Origin of the sequence: Pantoea sp. ICBG 828 (assembly GCF_002928355.1) — a bacterium.
Lineage (GTDB): Bacteria > Pseudomonadota > Gammaproteobacteria > Enterobacterales > Enterobacteriaceae > Pantoea > Pantoea dispersa.
Genome location: NZ_POWN01000001.1, coordinates 529418 through 552982, shown reverse-complemented (window position 1 = coordinate 552982; position 23565 = coordinate 529418). Strand labels below are relative to the sequence as shown.

Below are 23565 nucleotides of genomic sequence, written 5' to 3'. Positions count from 1 at the left end.
CACAATAAAAAAGGGTCGCCTGGCGTGGCGACCCTGATTCAGCAGACCCGCAGCACGGCTGCGTTTAGCCTTTGCGGCTCAGCGTGGTCTGGCCTAAACCACGACCGTCCGGGCCGTAAAATGACTGGGTCTGATGCGGTTTCAGCACCGACAGCGCCTGTTCGGTAAAGGTCATCTGATGCTGCAACAGCATGCCATTGTGCTGATTGGCGTCGCGCAGACGCTGGGTATGTTGCTGAATGCTGTGCCAGCGGCGTGCGATATCACTGTGACCACGATAAGGCGCTTTGGTACCCAGCGACAGCTCGGTTTTGCGGCGCATCTCGTCCAGATAATTCAACGTCGTCAGCAGCGCGCTTTTATCTTCTGTAATGCGCTGCAGCAGGTTGCCATTAATCCGTCCGGCAGAAAGTTGCTGCTGCTCTTCATCCATCACGACGTTAAGCGAACTCAGCACATCCTGCATTTTATCTAAGGTGGTCAGCAGATTATCCATCGGGACTATTTACCCTCTAAAAACGCCCTGGTATCGGCGATCAGCGCATCGGCGATCTTACCGGTATCCATTTTCAGTTCACCATTACGAATGGCGGTCTTCAGCTGCTCTACGCGCGCTGTGTTAATATCTTTGCTGCCCGGCTGCATCAGCTGCGCCTGAGCGGGACTCAGCGTCACTTCCGCACCATTCTGGCTGGTGCTGGTGGCCGGTGCGCTGTTCTGACGCACTTTTGCCTGGTTGTCGCTGCTGTCACGGGTTTGTACAGTGCTCACCGGTTTTAAAGGCTGCGTTCTGTCGATACTCATGGTGTGGCTCCTGTTAGGGTCAGTTGGGGATCAGCCAACTGAGTCAGCATAGGGTAATATCATTGTTGATATCTCTATCGGCAGAACAACAGCGTTCTTTAACGCTTTATAGCGATATCAGAATATTCCCATCCTCGCTGACACGACCGCTTACCACCTGGCCATTGCTCATGCGCACGCGCACCGTCTGCGCCGCGCTGGCATTGTTTAACGCACGACCTTCACTGCTGGCATTAAAGCCGTTGCCGCTGGCAATTACCATCACATTCTGACCGGCTTTCACCCGCCACGGCTGGCGCAGCATGGTGGCCGTCACCGGCTGGCCTGGCGCAATGTCACGCAGGGCAATGGCGTCCACCAGATTGCTGCTGCTGAGCAGCGCGCGCGCCGGCAGCGTGTCCAGCCGGCCACTCTCCAGGCGGAAATCACTGGCGCTGACGTTGCTGCCGCGTGCCAGCTGACGATTGGCCACCAGATACTCGCCGGTCACCTGCACCTGCACCTGCAGATAGCGACGATTCTGGCCGCAGCTGGCGGCAATGCTCAGATTGCCCCACTGGCGACTGTTACCCGGCAGCAGCAGCTGCGGTGTGTCGCAGGCGGGCCACTGCGTCTGCGGCGTGCGGACCACCACGGTCATACCGGCGGCGTGCTGCGGATCGCGCGCCTGAAAGAACTGAGTCAGCTGCGCGCTGAGATCGGCGGCATAGCCGGGCGTCGCGAAGGCCAGCCACAGCAGGGCCAGCAGGGAAGAAGTTGTACGCATCAACGCCTCCTGTCGAAAAGATGGCATTGAGTCTACTCCGCGCACCAAAAATTCAAGGTGAAAAATAGCCACGATTTTTGCTGCTATTCAGACGATAGCCCTTGCTTTTGTCCCATTAAGCTGTCAGCTCGAAATTCTCATTCGCGGAGGAAGCATGCTCGACAAACTCGATGCCGCGCTGCGATTTGGTACAGAAGCATTAAACCTGCGGGCGCAGCGCCAGGAGATTCTGGCGTCTAACATTGCCAACGCCGATACCCCTGGCTACCAGGCGCGGGATATCGACTTTGCCAGCCAGCTGAGCAAGGTGATGCAGAACGGCCGTGCCGAAGGCAGCAGCCTGGCGCTCAATGTCACGTCATCACGTCACATTGAAGCGCAGACCAACTCACAGCCCGCACTGGATCTGCTGTACCGCATTCCCGATCAGCCTGCCGCGGATGGTAACACCGTGGATATGGATCGCGAGCGTACGCAGTTTGCGGATAACAGCCTGAAATACCAAACCGATCTCACCCTCATCAGTAGCCAGATCAAAGGCATGATGAGCGTTCTGCAGGGGCAATAATCATGGCATTGCTGAATATCTTTGATATCGCCGGTTCTGCGATGACTGCACAGTCACAGCGGCTCAACGTCAGCGCCAGTAACCTGGCCAACGCCGACAGCGTCACCGGGCCGGACGGCCAGCCGTACGTGGCGAAGCAGGTGATTTTCCAGACCGATGCCGCTCAGGGCGCGGCCACCGGCGGCGTCAAAGTAGCCGGTGTCGTGAACGACCCGACGCCCGCCAAACTGGTGTATGACCCGGGTAATCCGCTGGCTGACCAGAAAGGCTACGTCAAAATGCCTAACGTCGACGTGGTCGCCGAAACCGTTAACACCATGTCCGCGTCGCGCAGCTATCAGGCCAACGTCGAAGTGCTGAACACGGTGAAGTCAATGATGATGAAAACCCTCACCATGGGTCAGTAACGGAGACGCATTATGAGCCTTGCAGTAGGGATTAAAGACAACCTCGACCCCACGGTCCTCAGCTCCAGCAGCAGCACCGGCAGCGGCAACAGCGCGCAGGATCTGCAAAACCAGTTCCTGAACATGCTGGTGACGCAGCTGAAAAATCAGGACCCGACTAACCCGATGGACAACAGTCAGCTGACAACCCAGCTGACGCAGATCAACACCCTGAGCGGCATTGAAAAACTCAATACCACGCTGGGATCGATCTCCGGTCAGATCAGCACCAGCCAGTCGCTGCAGAGCTCAACGCTGATCGGCCATGGCGTGATGGTGAAGGGCAGCCAGGTGCTGGTCGGCAGCGGCACCAGCACGCCGTTTGGCGTGGAGCTGGGCACCGCGTCGACTGCCACCAGCGTCACCATCAAAGATGGCAACGGCAGCGTAGTGCGCTCCATCGACCTCGGCGGTCTCAGCGCCGGCGTTCACACCTTCTCGTGGGACGGCAAGATGGACGATGGCAGCGCCGCACCGGACGGCAAATATACGGTTTCACTCGCCGCCAGCAATGGCAGCACCCAACTGGTGGCACAGCCGCTGAACTACGCCTATGTCAACGGCGTCAGCACCGTGAATAACACCGCAAAACTGGATCTCGGCACCATGGGCTCCGCGACCCTCGATGAAATTCGTCAGATTCTCTGACTAACCTCTTAGCAGGAGAAATAGCATGTCATTTTCACAAGCGGTGAGCGGCCTGGGCGCTGCCTCCAGCAACCTCGACGTTATTGGTAACAACATCGCCAACTCGGCGACGGCCGGCTTTAAATCCAGCACCATCGCGTTTGCCGATATGTTCGCCGGTTCGAACGTTGGTATGGGTACCAAAGTCGCAGCGGTGATTCAGAACTTTAACGACGGCACCACCACCTCTACCAGCCGTGGGCTGGACGTGGCGCTGAGCGGCAACGGTTTCTTCCGTCTGACCGACGCCAGCGGCGGCGTGTTCTATTCGCGCAACGGCCAGTTCACGCTGGACGAAAACCGTAACCTGGTGAATACCCAGGGCCTGACCGTGACCGGCTATCCGGCTAACGGCACCCCGCCAACCATTCAGGCCGGTGCCAACCCGGTGGCGCTGAGCATTCCGACCACCCAGATGTCGGCGCGCGCTACCACTACCGCCACCATGGTATCCAACCTGAACTCAACCGATGCGGTGCCAACCGGCGGTGCGTTCACGGCAACCAACGTGGATACTTACAACGCCAAAAGCACCGTGACCGTGTACGACTCGCAGGGTAACGACCACGCGCTGGATCTGTACTACGTCAAAACGGCCGACAACAACTGGACGGTGCACGCGATTGATTCCACCACCGGTCAGGCTGCCGGTAACTTCAACATGGTATTCGATACCAGCGGTAACCTGACCTCGGCCAGCACCGTGGCGCTGACCATTCAGGGTGCCAACGGTGCTGCGGCCAACCAGGCCGTCAGCCTCAGCGTGCTCGGCAGCCTGCAGCAGAACACCGGCAAAACCAACTTCGGTAACCCAACCCAGGATGGCTATGCGCCGGGCGATCTGACCAGCTACACCATCAACGATGACGGCACCATCACCGGGACTTACTCCAACCAGAAAACCCAGCTGCTGGGTCAGATTGTGCTGGCGAGTTTCTCTAACCCGGAAGGGCTGAAGTCCGAGGGCGATAACGTCTGGTCGGCAACCAACTCCTCGGGCCAGGCGGCAGTCGGTCTGGCAGGCACCGGTACCTACGGCAACCTGACCTCCGGCGCGCTGGAAGCGTCCAACGTCGACCTGAGTAAAGAGCTGGTGAATATGATCGTTGCCCAGCGTAACTATCAGGCCAACAGCCAGACCATCAAAACGCAGGACCAGATTCTTAACACCCTGGTCAACCTTCGTTAATACGCTAACGGGATTGCTTTATGGATCACGCAATATATACCGCGATGGGCGCGGCCAGTCAGACGATGGAGCAACAGTCTGTCACCGCCAGCAACCTCGCCAACGCCTCGACGCCGGGCTTTCGCGCTCAGCTCAATGCGCTGCGCGCGGTGCCGGTCAACGGCTGGTCGCTGCCAACACGTACGCTGGTCGCCGCTTCCACACCGGGTGCCGATATGTCGCAGGGCTCGCTCGATTACACCGAGCGTCCGCTCGATGTGGCGGTGCAGCAGGATGGCTGGCTGGCGGTGCGTACCGCTGACGGCAGCGAAGCTTATACCCGCAACGGTAACATGCAGATCAGCCCGACCGGCCAGCTGACCATTCAGGGCAATCCCGTGATGGGCGATGGCGGTCCGATTGCCGTGCCGCAGGGCGCGCAACTGACCATTGCCGCCGACGGCTCCATCACTGCGCTTAACGCCGGTGACGCGCCGAACGCCACGGTGCAGCTCGGACGGCTGAAGCTGGTACGTGCCACAGGCCAGGAACTGACGCGCGGTGATGACGGCATGTTCCGTCCCAGCGCCGCCACTCAGGCACAGCGCGGCGCGGCGCTGCCGAATGACGCGACCGTGCAGGTGATGCCGGGCGTGCTGGAGGGCAGCAACGTGAAGCCCGTGGAAACCATGGTCGACATGATCGCCAACGCCCGACGTTTCGAGATGCAGATGAAAGTGATCTCCAACGTCGATGAAAACGAACAGCGGGCTAATCAGCTGCTCAATATGAGCAGCTAAGGCTTAAGGAAAACACAATGATTCGTTCTTTATGGATCGCGAAAACCGGTCTTGACGCACAGCAGACCAACATGGACGTCATCGCCAACAACCTGGCGAACGTCAGCACCAACGGCTTTAAGCGTTCACGCGCGGTGTTCGAAGACCTGATGTACCAGACCCTGCGTCAGCCGGGTGCGCAGTCGTCAGAACAGACCACGCTGCCGTCGGGCCTGCAGATCGGTACCGGTGTGCGTCCGGTGACCACCGAACGTCTGCACAACCAGGGCAACCTGTCGCAGACCAGCAACTCAAAAGATGTGGCGATTAATGGTCAGGGCTATTTCCAGGTGCAGATGCCGGACGGCACCTCTGCGTATACCCGCGACGGCTCGTTCCAGGTGGACCAGAACGGCCAGCTGGTGACCAACGCCGGTTTCCCGGTGCAACCAGGCATCACTATTCCGGCGAACGCCACCAGCATCACCATTGCGCGTGACGGCGTGGTGACGGTGACACAGCAGGGGCAGACGCAGCCGGCGCAGGTTGGCCAGCTGACGCTCAGCACCTTCATGAACGATGCCGGACTGGATAGCGTCGGGGAAAACCTTTATCAGGAAACCCAGGCTTCTGGCGCACCAACTGAAAGCACGCCGGGCCAGAACGGGGCCGGTCTGCTGTATCAGGGTTACGTGGAAACCTCCAACGTCAACGTGGCGGAAGAGCTGGTGACCATGATCCAGACGCAGCGCGCTTATGAGATCAACAGCAAAGCGATCAGCACCTCCGATCAGATGCTGCAGAAGTTAACCCAGCTGTAATGCCGGGATCGTTGGGCCAGCGCGTCTGGCCCGATTAAGAACATGAAAAAGGTCAGAACTCCGTGGCGAAGCAAGTGATTCTCAAGCCTGGGCATTGGTTAGTAGCCACGCTGCTACTGACCCTTAACGGTTGTGCGCTGGTGCCGCGCACGCCACTGGTACAGGGTGCGACGACGGCTGAGCCGACGCCATCCGCACCGCCGGTGGTGAACGGTTCCATTTTTCAGGGCGTGGCGCCGCTCAACTACGGCTATCAGCCGCTGTTTGAGGATCGTCGTCCACGTAACATTGGTGACACCCTGACCATCACGCTGCAGGAAAACGTCAGCGCCAGCAAAAGCTCTTCAGCCAATGCCAGCCGCGACGGCAGCAACAGCTTTGGCCTGAGCGCCATCCCAACCGGCCTGGCCGGACTGGTGGGCGCCGGCGGCGAAAAAGCCGCGCTCGATGCCAACGGCAAAAACGATTTCGCTGGCAAAGGTGGCGCGACCGCCAACAACACCTTTACCGGCACCATCACCGTCACCGTTAACCAGGTGCTGTCGAACGGCAACCTGCGCGTGGTCGGCGAGAAACAGATTGAAATCAACCAGGGCACCGAATTTATTCGCTTCTCTGGCGTAGTGAACCCGCGCACCATCAGCGCCAGCAACGCGGTGTTGTCAACGCAGGTCGCCGATGCACGTATTGAGTACGTCGGTAACGGTTATATCAATGAGGCGCAGACCATGGGCTGGTTCCAGCGCTTCTTCCTGAACGTCTCGCCGATGTAAGAGGTCATGATGAAAAACACTACACTGCTGCGTTTGGGCCTGGGCCTGTTGCTCGGCATCAGCAGCCTGATGGCGCAGGCCGATCGCATCCGCGATCTCACCAGCGTGCAGGGCGTACGCGATAACCAGCTGATTGGTTACGGTCTGGTGGTTGGCCTTGATGGCACCGGTGACCAGACCACCCAGACGCCGTTCACCACGCAAACGGTGAGTAACATGCTGTCGCAGCTGGGCATCACCGTGCCTGCCGGCACCAACATGCAGCTGAAAAACGTGGCGGCGGTGATGGTCACCGCCAAACTGCCGTCGTTTGCCCGTCAGGGACAGACGGTTGACGTGGTGGTGTCCTCTCTGGGTAACGCCAAAAGCTTGCGCGGCGGTACGCTGCTGATGACGCCGCTGAAGGGCGTCGATAACCAGGTTTACGCGCTGGCGCAGGGTAACATTCTGGTCGGCGGGGCGGGCGCCTCGGCCGGCGGCAGCAGCGTACAGGTTAACCAGCTCAACGGCGGCCGCATTACCGGTGGCGCCACTGTGGAACGTGAGCTGCAGAGCAACTTCGGCAGCCAGAACACCATCAACCTGCAGCTTAACAACGAAGATTTCACCATGGCGCAGCGCATTGCTGATGCCATCAACAGCCGTGGCGTGGGGTCAGCGCTGCCGCTGGACGCCCGTACCGTGCAAATCCGCGTGTCGCCGAATAACAGCTCGCAGGTACGTCTGCTGGCGGAGATCCAGAACATCGACGTGTCGGTGCCGCTGGAAGACGCCAAAGTGATCATTAACTCGCGCACCGGTTCGGTGGTGATGAATCGCGAAGTGACGCTCAACACCTGTGCGGTGGCGCAGGGCAACCTGTCGGTCACGGTTAACCAGCAGCAGAACGTCAGCCAGCCGGATACGCCGTTTGCCGGTGGTCAGACGGTTGCCACCACGCAAACGCAGATCGATCTGCGTCAGAGCGGTGGCGCGCTGCAGCGGGTTAACGCCAGTGCCAACCTGAACAACGTAGTGCGGGCGCTGAATGCGCTGGGTGCGACACCGATTGAGCTGATGTCGATTCTGCAATCGATGGAGAGCGCGGGCTGCCTGCGCGCGAAGCTGGAAATTATCTGATGACCGATACGCAATCGCTGATGAACGCGGCGTATGACAGCCGCTCGCTGAACGAACTGAAACGCCAGGCTGCCGTGGACCCGAAAGGCAAAGCGCTGCAGGTGGCGAAGCAGGTCGAAGGGATGTTCGTGCAGATGATGCTGAAGAGCATGCGTGAAGCGCTGCCGCAGGATGGCATGCTGAGCAACGATCAGACGCGGCTTTACACCTCGCTTTACGATCAGCAGATTGCGCAGGAAATCGGCAAGCGCGGGCTGGGTCTGGCCGACACCATTGTCAAACAGATGCAGCCGGCGCAGGCACCGGACGAAAGCGCCGGTACCGTGCCGATGAAACTGGATAACAGCTTCATCTATAGCAGCATGGCGCCCACGCAGCTGGAGCAGATGGTGCGCAAAGCGGTGCCGCGTCTGCCGGTCTCGCCGGCCAGCCTGCCCGGTGACAGCAATGAGTTTATCGCCCAGCTGGCGCAGCCGGCGAAAGTGGCCAGCCAGCAGAGCGGCATTCCTCACCATCTGATCCTGGCGCAGGCGGCACTGGAGTCCGGCTGGGGCCAGCGGCAGATCCTGACGCGCGACGGTAAGCCGAGCTACAACGTGTTCGGGATTAAAGCCAGCGGCGACTGGAAGGGCGAAACCACCGACATCATGACCACAGAATACGAGGGCGGTGAAGCGAAGAAAGTGCGCGCCACCTTCCGCGTTTATGGCTCCTATTTTGAAGCGCTCAGCGACTACGTCCGGTTGATTTCCAGTAACCCGCGCTATGCGGCAGTAGCGAACGCACCGAGCGCCGAGCAGGGTGCGCGCGCGCTGCAGGCGGCCGGCTACGCGACTGACCCGAAATATGCGCAGAAACTGGTAGGAATGATCCAGCAATTCAAAAACATGGGCGAAAAAGTGGTTAAGGCTTACAGCCAGGATTTCACCGATCTGTTCTGATTTTTCCGCTCAAGTTTCGCTTAAGCACGCCGATAACCTTCACATGCCGCGGGCGTTGTGGCCCGCGCAATCGCACTGATGACTGCCAGCCCGGTTAACGGGAAAAAGGAACCGAGATGTCCAGCATAATTAACTCCGCGATGAGCGGGCTGAGCGCCGCACAGGCCGCATTAAGCACCACCAGTAACAACATCAGTAATTACACCGTGGCCGGTTATTCGCGCCAGACGATTTTGCTGTCGCAGGCCAACAGTACGCTGCAGGGCAGCAACTATTATGGCAACGGCGTCAATGTGACCGGCGTGCAGCGTGAATACGATGAGTTTATTACCGCCCAGTTGCGCGGTAACAGTGCCAACTACAGCGCGGTCAATTCACAGTACAACCAGATTTCGAATATTGATGATCTGTTGTCGACGTCGACCACCAGCCTGTCTGACTCGATTCAGAGCTTTTTCACTAACGTGCAGAACGTGGTGAGTAACGCAGACGATCCTTCTGCGCGTCAGTCTATGCTGAGCTATGCGCAGGGACTGGTAAACCAGTTCCAGACTACCGCACAGTATCTGACCAGCATGCAAAACAGCGTCAATACGGACATCAAAGCCAGCGTCGAGCAGATCAACACCTATTCCAGCCAGATTGCCGATCTCAACACGCAGATCGCCAAGCTGACCACCGGCGGCGGCTCTGCGCCTAACGATCTGCTCGATCAGCGCGATCAGCTGGTCAATAACCTGAATGGCCTGGTCGGCGTAAACGTTTCGCAGCAGGACGGTAATTACATCGTCTCGATGGGCAACACCACGCTGGTCAATGGCAGCAAAACCACCTCGCTGATCGCCATGCCTTCCAGCAGCGATGCGTCGCGCATTACCGTGGGCTATGTCGATAAGCAGGCCGGTAACGTTGAGATCCCGGAAAAAACGCTGACCACCGGTTCGCTCGGGGGCCTGCTGGCGTTCCGTACCCAGGATCTGGACAACGCGCAGAACCAGCTCGGGCAGCTGGCAGCGGCATTCACCACCAGCTTCAACCAGGTGCACAGCCAGGGCTATGACAGCAAAGGCAACACCGGCATCAACTTCTTCAATATTGGTAGCCCGACAGTGGTGACCAACAGCAAAAACACCTCTGCCGCTACCGTCAGCGCCAGCTGGACCGACACCGGGGCGATGAAAGCCTCTAACTACAGCGTGAGCTATGACGGCAGCAACTGGTCGGTGACGCGTCTTTCCGACAACGTGAAAGTGACGCCGACCATGGGCAGCGACGGTGCCGGCAATACCACCATGAGCTTTGACGGACTGTCATTAACGGTAAATGGAACGGCTAACGCCAAAGACAGCTTCCTGGTCAAACCGGTGCAGGATGTGATTAGCGGCATGTCAGTGGCTATCACCAGTGAATCGCAGATCGCGGCAGCTTCGGCTGCGGGTGGCGCCAGCGATAACCGTAACGCGCAAAAGCTGCTGGACCTGCAGGATGCCAAACTGATTAACGGTAACGCCACGCTGGCGCAGGGTTATGCCAGCCTGGTGAGCACCGTCGGCAACAAAACCAAAAACCTCGAAACCGCCGCCACCACCCAGAAGGGCGTGGTGACGCAGCTGACCGAACGTCAGCAGTCGGTTTCTGGCGTAAACCTCGACGAAGAGTACGCCAACCTGAGCAAATATCAGCAATTTTACATGGCGAACGCGCAGGTACTGCAAACCGCCAATACCATTTTCGATGCTCTGATGAGCATTCGCGGTTAATACGGGAGGCCTGACCGATGAGACTCAGTACCAATATGATTTTCGACCAGCAGGTGCGCGGCGTCACTGACGCGCAATCCTCCTGGCTGAAAGCGGGTGAACAATTGTCAACCGGTCGCCGCGTGACCAATCCGTCTGACGATCCGATCGCCGCTTCGCGCGCCGTGGTGCTGTCGCAGACGCAGGCGCGCGACAGCCAGTTCGCGCTGGCGCGTTCGTTCGCGAATCAGGGCCTGTCGCTGGAAGAGAGCACGCTGAGTGATGTCACGACGGCGATTCAGTCGGCGCAGTCCACGCTGATCAGCGCCGGTAACGGCTCGCTGAGTGACGATGACCGCGCGTCTTATGCTACCCAGCTGGAGGGCATTCGCTCGCAGCTGCTCAACCTGGCCAACAGCAAAGACGGGAACGGCCGCTACCTGTTTGCCGGCTATGCGTCCGACAAGCCGCCGTTCACTGAAGATGCCAGCGGTAAAATCATCTATAGCGGTGGCAGCGACGCGATCACTCAGAAAGTCGACAGCGAACGCACCATGACGGTGGGCCATACCGGTAATTCAATTTTTGACCAGCTGACCAGCAACGCCAAGCCGGAGCCGGATGGCAGCCCCAGCCAGACTAACCTGTTCGATATGCTGGATGACGCCATTGCAGCGCTGAAAGTGCCGCAGAATGACGCTGACGATGCCACTAAACAGACCTTCAGCGCGGCGATGGACAAGGCCAACCGTGGCTTCAGCAACTCGCTGAACAACGTGCTGGCGGTGCGTTCTGAGATTGGTACCCAGCTGGACGAACTGGATACGCTGGATGCAAAAGGTGACGACCGCAAGGTGACGCTGAAAGATCAGATGAGCACGCTGGTTAACGTCGATTACACCGAAGCCATTTCTACCTACACCATGCAGCAGCAGCTGCTGCAGGCGTCGTACACCACCTTTAGCGATATGTCGAAGATGTCGCTGTTCCAGATGAATAAATAAACCTGACTGTTTGAGCGTACTTAAACCGGGTACGCTTAGTTTTTCCCACTGCCTGCGAGGGCCGTGGGATTTTTTTTGGCTTTTATTCAGAGTGTTCAGTCAGGTGGGAGGGGAGAATGCGGGCAATAAAAAACCCCGGACCAGCCGGGGTTTGGAGACGGTAGGCTCTACAGCAGAGGTTTACGCGCTTTCCGGACGGGTAGCCGGTGCGGTAGCCTGATGCGTGGCGCTATGACCGCCGGCTGAACCGCGTCCTTCGAAGTTGAAGGCCGGACGGACCCAGTCACTGTGACGCACGGGCTCAGGTTCCCATGCTGGTGCCGGTGCTTTGGTCATCGGTGCCGTAGCGTGATGCTTGAAGCGGGTCTCAGCATGGCTGACCCCGGTATCACGGGCGGCAACCGGTGCGTGCGGTTCGGTGACCGGCGCGACAGGTGCTTCGGCCGCTACCGGCGCGGACAGCACTTCTTCTACCTGCGCTTCAACCGCGGGTGACACCTCGATCGGAGCCTGTTCCGCTGCGCTAACCGCTTCGGTAACCACTTCGGTAACCACTGGCGGCGTCTCTTCGGCAGGCGTAACAGCCGGTTGCGCTTCTGCTGCGGTTTCCTGTGCAACTGCTTCATCGGCTGCGGAAATCACTGCTGGCTGGTGATCAACCGGTGCCGCCACTGGCGTCAGGTCATCAGTATTCACCACCGGCACCTCAGTGTGCGCCTGCGGCTCAGCCTGATGCACCACTTCTGGCGCTGGCGTTTCTGGCTGTGCCACGGCAGCGGCTTCGACAGCCACAGGCAGTTCTTCCGCCGGGGCGGCATCCTGATAGCCATAGTCTGGCATTTCGTTCAGCGCCTGGTTAGAGGTGAAGTGCTCGTGAGTCTGCGTGACCGGATAGGTGATCCACACTTTGCCTGACGCCATCTCTGGTGAGGCAGCTGCTGTTTCCAGCGGCATCGCAGACTGCGTAGGGTAACGCTCGTCACGATAGCGACGACGACGCTGACCGCTGACGCGCAGATGACGCGGTGAGCGACGTGAACGGCGCGGCATGTTGGCCCCGTCACGGTTCTCGCTGTCATCCTGCTCATCCTGAGCGGTTTCAACTTGCTCTTTCAGCTGGGCGCGCTGGCTGTTTTCCTGCACCGCTTCAGTAACGGCGGCGGCAGGCAGCTCAGCAGGGATCGCCTCAGCGTTGTCACCTACGCGCACGCGCTGACTGAGCTGGCGCTGTTTGCGACGTGGCATAACCTGAACGCGTTCGTCTTCCTGCGCAACGCTGTCATCAACGCTATCAACAACAGGCACCTGCTCAGCAACTTGCGGTTCCTGCTGCGCACGCTTTTCTTCCTGACGACGACGCTGACGCTCAGCACGCTGTTCGCGACGCTGTTGCTGCTGCTCATCACGCTGCTGCAGTTGCTCTTCAGTCAGCGCCGGACGCTCGCCACGCGCGTCATTCTGACGCTTGTTACGGCGGTTATCCTGATCGCGTGGCTCGCGGGCTTCACGAGGCTCACGGGGTTCACGCGGCTCGCGCGCTTCACGTGGCTCACGGCCTTCACGGTTCTGCGCATGCTCACCGTTACGCGGCGTGCGCTCGCGGCGATTGTTGTTGTTGCGACGGTTGTTACGACGCTCACCACGCTGCTGCGTATTCTCACCGTCAGCCGTTTTCGCTTCGGTCTTCTCTTCAGCAGGGGCCGCGGCGGGGGCATCACCAGCAAACAGTTTTTTCAGGCCACCCAGCAGGCGCGCAACAAAACCGGTGCTGACCGCCGCGGGTGCTGCGACCGCCGGTTTGGCTTTGACGTCAACCGCTGCCGGCTGGCTCTCTTCGCTCACTTCAACCGGAGCCGGTGGTGCATCCGGCATCACGAAGGCGGCCAGTGCTGGCTGCTCCGGACGACGACGCTCAGCGTGCTCTTCTTCCGAAGGCAGCGCCATCTCAGCTTCATGCAGTTTCGGCAGGTGATAGGAGAGGGTTTGCGTCTCTTCACCTTTGCGCACGCGCAGCACCGAGTAGTGCGGCGTTTCCATCTGATCGTTTGGCACGATAATGGCACGCACGCCGCCCTGACGTTTCTCAATCGCACTGACCGCTTCACGTTTTTCGTTCAGCAGGTAAGAGGCCACCTGAACCGGCACAATGGCGTGCACTTCTTTGGTGTTGTCTTTCAGCGCTTCTTCTTCAATCAGACGCAGGATCGACAGCGACAGCGATTCGTTATCACGAATGGTGCCGGTACCGCTACAGCGCGGGCAGACGTGATGGCTGGACTCACCCAGTGACGGGCTGAGGCGCTGACGCGACATCTCCAGCAGACCAAAGCGTGAAATGTGGCTGATCTGGATACGCGCCCGATCCTGACGTACCGCTTCACGCAGACGGTTTTCCACGGCGCGCTGATGGCGCACCGGCGTCATATCGATGAAGTCGATAACAATCAGACCACCGAGGTCGCGCAGACGCAGCTGACGGGCAATCTCGTCGGCGGCTTCCAGGTTAGTGTTGAAGGCGGTCTCTTCGATATCGCCACCGCGTGTCGCGCGGGCGGAGTTGATATCGATGGCGGTCAACGCTTCGGTGCTGTCGATAACGATAGAACCGCCGGACGGCAGACGCACTTCGCGCTGGAACGCCGATTCAATCTGCGATTCGATCTGGTAATGGCTGAACAGCGGAATTTCACCGGTGTACAGTTTGATTTTGCTGCTGAAGTCCGGACGACCGAGCGCGGCGATGTGCTGACGCGCCAGCTCCAGCACTTTCGGGTTATCGATAAGGATTTCACCGATATCCTGACGCAGGTAGTCGCGGAAGGCGCGGACAATCACGTTACTTTCCTGATGAATCAGGAACGGTGCCGGGCGGCTGTCTGCGGCTTTTTTGATGGCTTCCCAGTGCTTCAGACGGAAGCTGAGATCCCACTGCAGTGATTCGGCAGATTTGCCGACGCCAGCGGTACGCACGATCAGGCCCATGCCGTCCGGCAGCTCCAGCGCTGACAGCGCCTCTTTCAGCTCGGTACGGTCGTCACCTTCGATACGGCGGGAAATGCCGCCAGCGCGCGGGTTGTTGGGCATCAGCACCAGATAGCTACCGGCCAGCGAAATAAAGGTGGTCAGTGCTGCCCCTTTATTACCGCGCTCCTCTTTATCGATTTGTACGATCACTTCCTGGCCTTCACGCAGCACATCTTTGATGTTCGGACGGCCATGCGCGTTGTAATTAGCAGGGAAGTATTCGCGGGAAATTTCTTTCAGAGGGAGGAAACCGTGACGCTCGGCACCGTAATCAACAAACGCAGCTTCGAGGCTGGGTTCAATACGGGTGATTTTACCTTTGTAGATGTTGGCTTTTTTCTGCTCGTGTCCGGGGCTTTCGATATCCAGATCGTACAGACGTTGTCCGTCAACAAGGGCAACGCGCAACTCCTCCTGCTGAGTTGCGTTGATTAACATTCTTTTCATCGTGACTTACTCGTTATTCTCACATGAGTGATAAAGCTGCGGGCATCGTTACCCTGGACGAGAATCAACCGATGGCCCCGTGTCTGCATGCACTGACGTCAACCTCACGGTTGTCGGCGGCTAAAGGGGCGCAAATCTTGTCGGTGGCCTGTTTTTCATAAGGAAAACCAGCGCCTGAAGGTGGAAGTGCTACAGAGTATTCAAAAATCCACACATCCCAGTCTGTCGTCCAGGCCGCAACCCGCAGCCCGCTAAGTGCCTGATTAAACATCACGTCTTACGCCATTGCTGCGTGTCCGTTTCATCCGGCAAAATACCTTAATTTCGCTCTTTTTCCTGCCTGACTCTTTCCAGGACAGAAACCTCTGCATTATTCCATTGCTTAGCAACTTATAGCAAGGCGACTTTTACCGAGCTGTGAAGTTTGTTCATCCTTAACCTGTTCATTTGCAGGGGTAATCATCGCATCGTTGAAAAAGCCAGCATTCTGGCCGCTTAACGCGGCGATAAAGTCAGAGTTAAGCACAGAAAAAGGGGTGGCGCTATCCGGGGACACTATTTAGAATCGCCGCCATGAAAACAGAGAATCCCGGCGTACAGTTTGTCGCCATCACGGCTGAAAATGCCGGTCAACGTATTGATAACTTTTTGCGCACTCAGCTGAAAGGGGTGCCGAAAAGCATGATTTACCGCATTCTGCGCAAAGGCGAGGTGCGGGTTAATAAGAAGCGCGTAAAACCTGAATATAAGCTGGAAGACGGCGACGAAGTGCGCGTGCCGCCGGTGCGCGTGGCCGAGCGTGAAGAGCAGGCGGTGTCGCCCAAACTGGATAAAGTAGCGGCGCTGGAGTCATGCATTCTGTATGAAGACGATTATCTGCTGGTGCTGAACAAACCGTCCGGCACCGCGGTGCACGGCGGCAGCGGGCTGAGCTTCGGCGTGATTGAAGGGCTGCGCGCGCTGCGCCCGGAGGCGCGTTTCCTTGAACTGGTGCACCGTCTCGATCGTGACACGTCTGGCATTTTGCTGGTGGCGAAGAAGCGCTCGGCGCTGCGTTCGCTGCACGAGCAGTTGCGTGAGAAGGGCATGCAGAAGGATTATCTGGCGCTGGTGCGCGGCGACTGGCCATCGCATCTGAAAGTGGTGCAGGCACCGCTGCTGAAAAACATTCTGCAAAGCGGCGAGCGCGTGGTGCGGGTCAGCGCGGAGGGCAAGCCGTCAGAAACGCGCTTTAAAGTTGAAGAACGTTTTGGCCTGGCGACATTAGTTAAAGCCAGTCCGGTGACCGGACGTACGCATCAGATTCGCGTGCATACCCTGCATGGCGGGCACCCGATTGCCTTTGACGATCGCTATGGCGATCGCGAATTCGATCGCCAGCTGGCACTAACCGGTCTGGCGCGGCTGTTCCTGCATGCTGCCGCGCTGACGTTTACCCATCCCAACACCGGCGAAAGTCTGCGTATGGAAGCGCCGCTGGATAAGGCACTGAAGCACTGCCTGTCCCAGTTGCGCCAGCAGAAAAAAGCCTGACAGCGTGGCATCAGCCCAGCGGATTGATGCCCGCCTGCCTTAACAGGCCATTCAGCGCGATCAGCGGTAAGCCAATCAGGCTATTGGGATCGCGCCCCTCCAGCCGTTCGAACAGACAAATCCCCAGTCCCTCACTTTTGAAACTGCCGGCGCACTGCAGCGGCTGCTCCAGCTCGACGTAGCGCGCGATCTCTGCCGCGCTCAGTTGCCGAAAATGCACGGTAAAGGGTTCACACAGCACATGCTGCTGCGCGCTGGCGGGGTGAATCAGCGCCAGGCCGGTATAAAAGGTGATGGCTTTACCGCTCGCCAGCGCCAGCTGCTGGCAGGCGTTCTCTGCGGTATGCGGCTTGCCGGCGATGTGGCCATCCAGTACACAGACCTGATCGGACCCAATGATCCAGTGCGCAGGATAGCGCGCGGCCAGCGCCTGCGCTTTGGCGATGGCCAGACGCTGCACCAGCTGCGGCGCGGCTTCTCCCGGCAGCGGCGTTTCATCGCTTTCAGGGGCGGCAGTGATAAATGGCAGGCCGAGCTTGCGCAGCAGCGCCTGACGAAACGGAGAGGTTGAGGCTAAAACCAGCGGTGTCATCATTTTTTTGCAGAAGTGATAGCGTAAAGATGACAGGCATTTTAAACTATGCGCCGCACTGGATGCGACTAACGGGTGAAAGATGCTGTAAACCGGCCTTTTTCTTTGACTCTATGACGTTACAAAGTTAATATGCGCGCCCTATGCAAAAGGTAAAATTACCCCTGACGCTCGATCCGGTCCGCGCCGCGCAAAAACGCCTGGATTATCACGGTGTTTACGCACCTGAATTGGTGGCGCGCCTGGCCGAAACGGTCGTGAGTGTGGACAGTGATGTGGAATGTGCCATGTCGTTTGCGGTTGACAACCAGCGCCTCGCGGTTCTGCAAGGAACAGCCGATGTGCAGGTAACGTTGTTATGTCAACGCTGCAACCAACCGTTCCCGCATGCTGTGCACGTAAGCTATTGCTTCAGTCCTGTCTCTTCTGATGAGCAGGCCGAGGCACTGCCGGAAGCCTACGAGCCGGTCGATGTCAACGATTTCGGTGAAATCGACCTGCTGGCGGTGATCGAAGATGAACTCATCCTCGCGCTGCCGGTCGTTCCGGTGCATGATTCTGAACACTGTGAAGTGTCCGACGCGGACATGGTCTTTGGCCAGCTGCCTGAAGAGGCGGAAAAACCAAACCCATTTGCCGTATTAGCCAGTTTAAAGCGTAAGTAATAGGAGTAAGGTCCATGGCCGTACAACAGAATAAACCAACCCGTTCTAAGCGTGGTATGCGTCGTTCGCACGATGCGCTGACCACTACCACTCTGTCAGTAGATAAAGTTTCTGGTGAAACTCATCTGCGTCACCATATCACTGCGGATGGTTACTACCGCGGTCGCAAGGTTATCACCAAGTAATTCTTTGCGGTTACGCAAGGCGATACCTTGACACGTTTGACCCTGGCAGTTGATGCCATGGGCGGGGACTTCGGTCCCTGCGTGACAGTGCCTGCAGCCTTGCAGGCACTGGCCTCTCATTCGCAGCTGGTTCTTCTTCTGGTCGGCGATCCCGACATCATCTCGTCATTTCTTGCCAAAGCGGATTCCTCGTTACTGGGGCGTGTGCAGGTAATCCCTGCCGAATCGGTTATTGCAAGTGATGCCAAACCCTCGCAGGCGATTCGTAACAGCCGCGGCAGTTCCATGCGCGTGGCGTTAGAACTGGTGAAAGAGGGGAAAGCGCAGGCGTGCGTCAGTGCCGGCAATACCGGTGCGCTGATGGGCCTGGCAAAATTATTACTGAAGCCGCTGGATGGCATTGAGCGTCCGGCCTTGATGACCGTGCTGCCGCATCAGCAGCACGGCAAGACGGTGGTGCTGGATCTGGGCGCTAACGTCGATTCCGACAGTGAAATGCTGGTGCAGTTTGCAGTGATGGGTTCGGTGATGGCGGAAGAAGTGCTGGAAATCAGCCAGCCGCGCGTCGCGCTGCTCAACATTGGTCAGGAAGAGACGAAGGGGCTGGAGACGATCCGCGCCGCATCGTCGGTGCTGCGGGCCTCGCCGCAGATCAACTATATTGGTTACCTTGAGGGGAACGATCTCCTCACCGGCAAGACGGATGTGCTGGTCTGTGATGGCTTCGTGGGTAATGTCACGTTGAAGACCATGGAAGGCGTGGTAAGAATGTTTCTTTCTCTGCTCAAATCGTCAGGTGAAGGAAAAAAACGGGCCTGGTGGCTGAAATGGCTGGGACGCTGGATCCAAAAGCGTCTGGCTAAACGTTTCGGTCATCTCAACCCCGACCAGTACAATGGCGCTTGTCTGTTAGGATTGCGCGGGACAGTGATCAAGAGCCACGGCGCGGCGAATCAACGCGCGTTTGCCGTGGCGATAGAACAGGCAGAGCAGGCGGTGCGCAAGCAAGTTCCCGAGAGAATTGCCGCGCGCCTTGACGCTGTATTAGCCAGGAGTGACAAAGCGTAGATGTTTACCAAAATTATCGGTACGGGCAGCTATTTGCCTGAGCAGGTTCGCAGCAACGCGGACCTGGAAAAAATGGTGGAGACTTCGGACGAGTGGATTGTCACCCGGACCGGTATTCGTGAACGTCGCATTGCGGCACCGGATGAAACGGTAGCCAGCATGGGCTTCACCGCTGCCCAGCGTGCGCTGGAAATGGCGGGCGTGGAAGCCAGCGACGTTGGCCTGATCATCGTGGCAACCACCTCGTCCAGCCACGCCTTCCCGAGCTCAGCGTGCATGATTCAGCAGATGCTGGAAATCAACGACTGCGCCGCCTTCGATCTCGCAGCCGCCTGTGCCGGTTTTACCTATGCACTAAGCGTGGCCGATCAATACATCAAAAACGGTGCGGTGAAGCACGCGCTGGTAATCGGCGCGGATGTGCTGGCACGCACCCTCGATCCTGAGGATCGCGGCACCATCATCCTGTTTGGTGATGGCGCGGGTGCCGTGGTGCTCGGCGCAAGCGAAGAAGCGGGCATTCTCTCCACACATCTGCATGCCGATGGCCGCTACGGTAAGCTGCTGACGCTGCCGTACCAGGATCGCGCGCATCAGGATGAGCCGGCTTACCTCACCATGGCCGGCAACGAAGTGTTTAAGGTCGCGGTCACTGAGTTGGCGCATATCGTCGATGAAACGCTGCAGGCGAATAATCTCGATCGTGAACAGCTTGACTGGCTGGTGCCGCATCAGGCCAACCTGCGCATCATCAGCGCCACCGCCAAAAAGCTCGGCATGGGCATGGATAAAGTGGTGGTGACGCTGGATCGACACGGCAACACCTCGGCAGCGTCGGTGCCAAGCGCGCTGGACGAAGCGGTACGTGATGGCCGCATTAAGCCCGGACACCTGATTTTGCTCGAGGCCTTTGGTGGCGGTTTCACCTGGGGCTCGGCGCTGGTTCGCTTTTGATTGACAGGAACGCAAGATGACGCAAATTGCTTTTGTTTTCCCGGGACAGGGATCGCAGACCGTCGGCATGCTGGCCGATCTGGCAGCGGAAAATCCACAGGTTGAAGCCACTTTCCGTGAAGCTTCTGACGCGCTGGGTTACGACTTATGGCAGCTGGTCCAGCAGGGCCCGGCTGAAGAGCTGAACAAAACCTGGCAGACCCAGCCGGCGCTGCTGGCAGCCTCGGTCGCGATTTATCGCGTCTGGCAGAGCAAAAATGGCGCGCAGCCCGCGCTGATGGCCGGACACAGCCTCGGTGAATACTCTGCGCTGGTGTGTGCGGGCGTGCTGAATTTTGCTGACGCCATCAAGCTGGTAGAACTGCGCGGCAAACTGATGCAGGAAGCGGTGCCGGAAGGCACGGGCGCCATGCAGGCGATTATCGGTCTCGACGACGCGGCAATTCGCAAAGCCTGTGAAGAAAGCGCGCAGGGCCAGGTGGTTTCGCCGGTCAACTTCAACTCGCCGGGTCAGGTGGTTATCGCCGGCAATAAAGAAGCGGTTGAACGTGCTGGTGCCGCCTGTAAAGCGGCCGGCGCCAAGCGCGCGCTGCCGCTGCCGGTCAGCGTGCCGTCACACTGCGCACTGATGAAACCTGCGGCGGATAAGCTGGCGGTGGCGCTGGAAAGCGTGACCTTCAATGCGCCGTCGGTACCGATGGTCAATAACGTTGACGTTAAGTGCGAAAGCGACGCCGCGGCGATTCGCAGCGCGCTGGTGCGTCAGCTGTACAGCCCGGTGCGCTGGACTGAGGCGGTTGAGTTTATTGCTGCACAGGGCGTGACTGAACTGCTGGAAATCGGTCCGGGTAAAGTGCTGACCGGCCTGACCAAACGAATTGTGGACAGCCTGACGGCTGCAGCGGTGAACGATCCGTCGTCACTGGCTGCGGCGCTTGGCCAGGAATAAGAGGAAAATCATGAGCTTTGAAGGTAAAGTAGCGCTGGTGACCGGCGCCAGCCGCGGTATCGGACGTGCCATCGCGGAAACGCTGGCGGCACGCGGTGCAAAAGTGGTGGGTACTGCCACCAGCGAAAGCGGCGCGGAAGCCATCAGTGCTTACCTCGGCGACAAGGGCAAAGGTCTGCTGCTGAACGTGACCGATGTGGCCTCTATTGAGAGCGTGCTCGAGAAAGTTCGCGCCGAATTTGGCGAAGTTGACATTTTGGTCAATAATGCAGGCATTACGCGTGACAATCTGCTGATGCGCATGAAAGACGATGAGTGGGCGGATATCCTCGATACCAACCTGACATCGGTGTTCCGCCTGTCGAAGGCGGTCATGCGTGCCATGATGAAAAAGCGCGTGGGCCGTATCATTACCATCGGTTCGGTAGTTGGAACCATGGGTAACGCGGGTCAGGCAAACTATGCTGCAGCAAAAGCAGGTTTGATTGGCTTTAGCAAATCACTGGCGCGAGAAGTTGCGTCACGTGGCATTACCGTAAACGTCGTGGCTCCGGGCTTTATTGAGACGGACATGACGCGTGCACTGAACGAAGATCAGCGCTCGGGCATTCTGGCAGAAGTGCCGGCAGGTCGTTTAGGCGACCCGCAGGAGATTGCCAATGCTGTTGCATTCTTAGCCTCTGACGAAGCCGCCTACATCACGGGTGAGACGCTGCACGTCAATGGCGGCATGTACATGGTCTGATAATCACGAAATCATTTGCATTATCTGCGGTAAACACCGCAGAATAACGCAAAATCGTGGTTCGACCAGCCGGGATTTTGTTGCATCTTTTTCAACATTTTATACACTACGAAAACCATCGCGAAAGCGAGTTTTGATAGGAAATTAAATAGTATGAGCGATATCGAACAACGCGTTAAGAAAATCGTAGCTGAGCAGCTGGGCGTTAAAGAAGACGAAGTGGTTAACGGCGCTTCTTTCGTTGAAGACCTGGGTGCAGATTCTCTTGACACCGTTGAGCTGGTAATGGCTCTGGAAGAAGAGTTTGATACTGAAATTCCAGACGAAGAAGCTGAGAAAATCACTACCGTTCAGGCAGCGATCGACTATATCAATAACCATAAAGGTTAATGAATATCTTCAGGCGGTCATTCGACCGCCTGAGTTTTATGTTTGCCCCACATAGCGTCATTATTTCCCTCCCTGGAGGACGAACGTGTCTAAGCGTCGTGTAGTTGTGACCGGTCTTGGCATGTTGTCTCCTGTCGGCAATACCGTAGAGTCTACCTGGCGTGCTCTCCTTGCCGGTCAGAGCGGCATTAACCTGATCGACCATTTTGATACCAGTGCCTACGCAACGCGTTTTGCGGGTCTGGTGAAAGATTTTAACTGCGATGAATACATCTCGCGCAAAGATCAACGCAAGATGGATGACTTCATCCAGTACGGCATTGTGGCCGGTATTCAGGCTATGGCGGACTCCGGTCTGGTCGTAACCGACGAGAATGCCGGACGCATCGGTGCGGCTATCGGTTCCGGCATCGGCGGTTTGGGTTTGATCGAAGATAACCATACCTCGCTGGTCAATGGCGGTCCGCGCAAAATCAGCCCATTCTTTGTGCCTTCAACCATCGTTAACATGGTCGCTGGCCACCTGACCATTATGTACGGCCTGAAAGGCCCGAGCATCTCGATTGCGACCGCCTGTACGTCTGGCGTGCACAATATTGGTCACGCTGCCCGTATCATCGCGTACAACGACGCGGATGTGATGCTGGCCGGCGGTGCTGAAAAAGCCAGTACGCCACTGGGCGTGGGCGGTTTCGGCGCGGCGCGTGCGCTCTCTACCCGTAACGATAATCCGCAGGCGGCGAGCCGTCCGTGGGATAAAGATCGTGACGGTTTCGTGCTGGGCGACGGTGCCGGTATCGTGGTGCTGGAAGAGTACGAACACGCGAAAAAACGCGGTGCGAAGATTTATGCGGAAATCGTTGGTTTCGGCATGAGCAGCGACGCTTACCACATGACATCACCACCGGAAGACGGTTCAGGTGCAGCCGCAGCGATGGTTAACGCGCTGCGTGACGCGCAGCTGGATCCGGCGCAGATTGGCTATGTTAACGCGCACGGCACCTCAACGCCGGCCGGTGACAAAGCAGAAGCGCAAGCGGTGAAGTCAGTGTTTGGTGCGTCAGCGCACAGTGTGATGGTCAGCTCGACCAAGTCGATGACCGGTCACCTGCTGGGTGCGGCGGGCGCGGTAGAAGCGATTTATTCGATTCTGGCGCTGCGCGACCAGGCGGTTCCGCCAACCATCAACCTCGACAATCCTGACGAAGGTTGTGATCTGGACTTCGTGCCGCACACGGCGCGCCAGGTCAGCGGACTGGAGTACACGCTGTGTAACTCCTTTGGATTCGGCGGCACCAACGGCTCGCTGATCTTCCGCAAGGTATAAGCGCTATCCAGCCGAACAGAGGCCCGCAATGCGGGCCTTTTTTATATTTTGTCACGCAGTGGCGTGGAATG

The 23565-nt window shown here is 58.1% G+C and carries 25 protein-coding genes; 20 read left to right on the top strand and 5 right to left on the bottom strand.

The window, feature by feature from the left end:
- Positions 1–64: 64 nt before the first annotated feature.
- From flgN to flgA, 3 genes are all read right to left on the bottom strand, one after another.
- The gene (flgN, locus tag C1Y43_RS02645; protein WP_058769621.1) at positions 65–496 is read right to left on the bottom strand and encodes a flagellar export chaperone FlgN; all 432 of its coding nucleotides are present in this window, start codon (positions 494–496) and stop codon (positions 65–67) included.
- 5 nt (positions 497–501) lie between these two features.
- A complete protein-coding gene (gene flgM, locus C1Y43_RS02640; protein WP_104186892.1) occupies positions 502–804 on the bottom strand; it encodes a flagellar biosynthesis anti-sigma factor FlgM in 303 nt (100 codons plus the stop codon).
- A gap of 106 nt (positions 805–910) precedes the next feature.
- Positions 911–1570 carry a flagellar basal body P-ring formation chaperone FlgA gene (flgA, locus tag C1Y43_RS02635; protein WP_104186891.1) on the bottom strand — a complete coding sequence of 220 codons (660 nt, stop codon included), beginning with the start codon at positions 1568–1570 and terminating at the stop codon, positions 911–913.
- A 154-nt stretch (positions 1571–1724) separates the two neighbouring features.
- Between flgA and flgB the strand changes: the two genes are divergently transcribed.
- From flgB to flgL, 11 genes are all read left to right on the top strand, one after another.
- The gene (flgB, locus tag C1Y43_RS02630) at positions 1725–2138 is read left to right on the top strand and encodes a flagellar basal body rod protein FlgB (protein ID WP_021506423.1); all 414 of its coding nucleotides are present in this window, start codon (positions 1725–1727) and stop codon (positions 2136–2138) included.
- 2 nt (positions 2139–2140) lie between these two features.
- The gene (gene flgC, locus C1Y43_RS02625; RefSeq protein WP_021506422.1) at positions 2141–2545 is read left to right on the top strand and encodes a flagellar basal body rod protein FlgC; all 405 of its coding nucleotides are present in this window, start codon (positions 2141–2143) and stop codon (positions 2543–2545) included.
- A gap of 12 nt (positions 2546–2557) precedes the next feature.
- A complete protein-coding gene (gene flgD / locus C1Y43_RS02620) occupies positions 2558–3232 on the top strand; it encodes a flagellar hook assembly protein FlgD (protein WP_021506421.1) in 675 nt (224 codons plus the stop codon).
- Positions 3233–3257: 25 nt separating this feature from the next.
- Positions 3258–4460 carry a flagellar hook protein FlgE gene (gene flgE / locus C1Y43_RS02615; protein ID WP_021506420.1) on the top strand — a complete coding sequence of 401 codons (1203 nt, stop codon included), beginning with the start codon at positions 3258–3260 and terminating at the stop codon, positions 4458–4460.
- Between the two features lie 20 nt (positions 4461–4480).
- Positions 4481–5239 carry a flagellar basal body rod protein FlgF gene (locus tag C1Y43_RS02610; protein ID WP_058759464.1) on the top strand — a complete coding sequence of 253 codons (759 nt, stop codon included), beginning with the start codon at positions 4481–4483 and terminating at the stop codon, positions 5237–5239.
- Between the two features lie 17 nt (positions 5240–5256).
- Positions 5257–6039, top strand: coding sequence for a flagellar basal-body rod protein FlgG (gene flgG, locus C1Y43_RS02605; RefSeq protein WP_021506418.1), 783 nt, complete (start codon positions 5257–5259; stop codon positions 6037–6039).
- Positions 6040–6101: 62 nt separating this feature from the next.
- Positions 6102–6812: a flagellar basal body L-ring protein FlgH gene (locus C1Y43_RS02600; RefSeq protein WP_021506417.1), complete on the top strand. Its 711-nt coding sequence runs from the start codon at positions 6102–6104 to the stop codon at positions 6810–6812.
- A gap of 69 nt (positions 6813–6881) precedes the next feature.
- Positions 6882–7931, top strand: a complete 1050-nt coding sequence (locus C1Y43_RS02595; protein ID WP_230201060.1) for a flagellar basal body P-ring protein FlgI — start codon at positions 6882–6884, stop codon at positions 7929–7931.
- Positions 7931–8872, top strand: coding sequence for a flagellar assembly peptidoglycan hydrolase FlgJ (gene flgJ, locus C1Y43_RS02590; protein ID WP_021506415.1), 942 nt, complete (start codon positions 7931–7933; stop codon positions 8870–8872). Before C1Y43_RS02595 ends, flgJ begins: the two co-directional genes overlap by 1 nt.
- Before the next feature lie 116 nt (positions 8873–8988).
- Positions 8989–10632, top strand: a complete 1644-nt coding sequence (gene flgK / locus C1Y43_RS02585) for a flagellar hook-associated protein FlgK (RefSeq protein ID WP_021506414.1) — start codon at positions 8989–8991, stop codon at positions 10630–10632.
- Between the two features lie 17 nt (positions 10633–10649).
- Positions 10650–11615 (top strand): flagellar hook-associated protein FlgL, encoded by a 966-nt coding sequence (gene flgL / locus C1Y43_RS02580; protein ID WP_058775424.1) that lies wholly within the window; start codon positions 10650–10652, stop codon positions 11613–11615.
- 180 nt (positions 11616–11795) lie between these two features.
- On the opposite strand, the gene rne is transcribed toward flgL, so the two are convergent.
- On the bottom strand, positions 11796–15086 hold the full coding sequence (rne, locus tag C1Y43_RS02575; protein ID WP_104186889.1) for a ribonuclease E: 3291 nt from the start codon (positions 15084–15086) through the stop codon (positions 11796–11798).
- A 573-nt stretch (positions 15087–15659) separates the two neighbouring features.
- Between rne and rluC the strand changes: the two genes are divergently transcribed.
- Positions 15660–16619, top strand: coding sequence for a 23S rRNA pseudouridine(955/2504/2580) synthase RluC (gene rluC / locus C1Y43_RS02570; protein WP_104186888.1), 960 nt, complete (start codon positions 15660–15662; stop codon positions 16617–16619).
- A gap of 10 nt (positions 16620–16629) precedes the next feature.
- On the opposite strand, the gene C1Y43_RS02565 is transcribed toward rluC, so the two are convergent.
- A complete protein-coding gene (locus C1Y43_RS02565; RefSeq protein WP_199189136.1) occupies positions 16630–17211 on the bottom strand; it encodes a nucleoside triphosphate pyrophosphatase in 582 nt (193 codons plus the stop codon).
- Between the two features lie 143 nt (positions 17212–17354).
- Here C1Y43_RS02565 and yceD point away from each other — a divergent pair, with 143 nt between their 5' ends.
- The 8 genes from yceD to fabF all read left to right on the top strand — a co-directional run bounded on the left by yceD (position 17355) and on the right by fabF (position 23494).
- The gene (gene yceD / locus C1Y43_RS02560; RefSeq protein ID WP_058759469.1) at positions 17355–17876 is read left to right on the top strand and encodes a 23S rRNA accumulation protein YceD; all 522 of its coding nucleotides are present in this window, start codon (positions 17355–17357) and stop codon (positions 17874–17876) included.
- A 14-nt stretch (positions 17877–17890) separates the two neighbouring features.
- Positions 17891–18061, top strand: a complete 171-nt coding sequence (rpmF, locus tag C1Y43_RS02555) for a 50S ribosomal protein L32 (protein ID WP_016192161.1) — start codon at positions 17891–17893, stop codon at positions 18059–18061.
- 27 nt (positions 18062–18088) lie between these two features.
- Positions 18089–19129 carry a phosphate acyltransferase PlsX gene (gene plsX, locus C1Y43_RS02550; RefSeq protein ID WP_104186884.1) on the top strand — a complete coding sequence of 347 codons (1041 nt, stop codon included), beginning with the start codon at positions 18089–18091 and terminating at the stop codon, positions 19127–19129.
- Entirely contained in the window at positions 19130–20083 is a 954-nt protein-coding gene (locus C1Y43_RS02545) for a beta-ketoacyl-ACP synthase III (RefSeq protein ID WP_104186882.1), read from the top strand.
- Between the two features lie 16 nt (positions 20084–20099).
- On the top strand, positions 20100–21032 hold the full coding sequence (fabD, locus tag C1Y43_RS02540; RefSeq protein ID WP_104186880.1) for an ACP S-malonyltransferase: 933 nt from the start codon (positions 20100–20102) through the stop codon (positions 21030–21032).
- A gap of 10 nt (positions 21033–21042) precedes the next feature.
- Positions 21043–21777: a 3-oxoacyl-ACP reductase FabG gene (fabG, locus tag C1Y43_RS02535; RefSeq protein ID WP_104186878.1), complete on the top strand. Its 735-nt coding sequence runs from the start codon at positions 21043–21045 to the stop codon at positions 21775–21777.
- Positions 21778–21930: 153 nt separating this feature from the next.
- Positions 21931–22167: an acyl carrier protein gene (acpP, locus tag C1Y43_RS02530; RefSeq protein WP_010617251.1), complete on the top strand. Its 237-nt coding sequence runs from the start codon at positions 21931–21933 to the stop codon at positions 22165–22167.
- A gap of 85 nt (positions 22168–22252) precedes the next feature.
- The gene (fabF, locus tag C1Y43_RS02525) at positions 22253–23494 is read left to right on the top strand and encodes a beta-ketoacyl-ACP synthase II (protein WP_031279267.1); all 1242 of its coding nucleotides are present in this window, start codon (positions 22253–22255) and stop codon (positions 23492–23494) included.
- Positions 23495–23565 lie beyond the last annotated feature (71 nt).

Coding starts and splice junctions, on each gene's coding strand:
- flgB (WP_021506423.1), top strand. CDS start 1,725: ATGCTCGACAAACTCGATGCCGCGCTGCGATTTGGTACAGAAGCATTA.
- fabG (WP_104186878.1), top strand. CDS start 21,043: ATGAGCTTTGAAGGTAAAGTAGCGCTGGTGACCGGCGCCAGCCGCGGT.
- fabD (WP_104186880.1), top strand. CDS start 20,100: ATGACGCAAATTGCTTTTGTTTTCCCGGGACAGGGATCGCAGACCGTC.
- rne (WP_104186889.1), bottom strand. CDS start 15,086: ATGAAAAGAATGTTAATCAACGCAACTCAGCAGGAGGAGTTGCGCGTT.
- rpmF (WP_016192161.1), top strand. CDS start 17,891: ATGGCCGTACAACAGAATAAACCAACCCGTTCTAAGCGTGGTATGCGT.
- flgE (WP_021506420.1), top strand. CDS start 3,258: ATGTCATTTTCACAAGCGGTGAGCGGCCTGGGCGCTGCCTCCAGCAAC.
- flgL (WP_058775424.1), top strand. CDS start 10,650: ATGAGACTCAGTACCAATATGATTTTCGACCAGCAGGTGCGCGGCGTC.
- flgC (WP_021506422.1), top strand. CDS start 2,141: ATGGCATTGCTGAATATCTTTGATATCGCCGGTTCTGCGATGACTGCA.
- flgN (WP_058769621.1), bottom strand. CDS start 496: ATGGATAATCTGCTGACCACCTTAGATAAAATGCAGGATGTGCTGAGT.
- C1Y43_RS02610 (WP_058759464.1), top strand. CDS start 4,481: ATGGATCACGCAATATATACCGCGATGGGCGCGGCCAGTCAGACGATG.
- flgJ (WP_021506415.1), top strand. CDS start 7,931: ATGACCGATACGCAATCGCTGATGAACGCGGCGTATGACAGCCGCTCG.
- C1Y43_RS02595 (WP_230201060.1), top strand. CDS start 6,882: ATGGCGCAGGCCGATCGCATCCGCGATCTCACCAGCGTGCAGGGCGTA.
- flgD (WP_021506421.1), top strand. CDS start 2,558: ATGAGCCTTGCAGTAGGGATTAAAGACAACCTCGACCCCACGGTCCTC.
- flgA (WP_104186891.1), bottom strand. CDS start 1,570: ATGCGTACAACTTCTTCCCTGCTGGCCCTGCTGTGGCTGGCCTTCGCG.
- yceD (WP_058759469.1), top strand. CDS start 17,355: ATGCAAAAGGTAAAATTACCCCTGACGCTCGATCCGGTCCGCGCCGCG.
- flgK (WP_021506414.1), top strand. CDS start 8,989: ATGTCCAGCATAATTAACTCCGCGATGAGCGGGCTGAGCGCCGCACAG.
- C1Y43_RS02545 (WP_104186882.1), top strand. CDS start 19,130: ATGTTTACCAAAATTATCGGTACGGGCAGCTATTTGCCTGAGCAGGTT.
- rluC (WP_104186888.1), top strand. CDS start 15,660: ATGAAAACAGAGAATCCCGGCGTACAGTTTGTCGCCATCACGGCTGAA.
- C1Y43_RS02565 (WP_199189136.1), bottom strand. CDS start 17,211: ATGACACCGCTGGTTTTAGCCTCAACCTCTCCGTTTCGTCAGGCGCTG.
- flgM (WP_104186892.1), bottom strand. CDS start 804: ATGAGTATCGACAGAACGCAGCCTTTAAAACCGGTGAGCACTGTACAA.
- flgG (WP_021506418.1), top strand. CDS start 5,257: ATGATTCGTTCTTTATGGATCGCGAAAACCGGTCTTGACGCACAGCAG.
- acpP (WP_010617251.1), top strand. CDS start 21,931: ATGAGCGATATCGAACAACGCGTTAAGAAAATCGTAGCTGAGCAGCTG.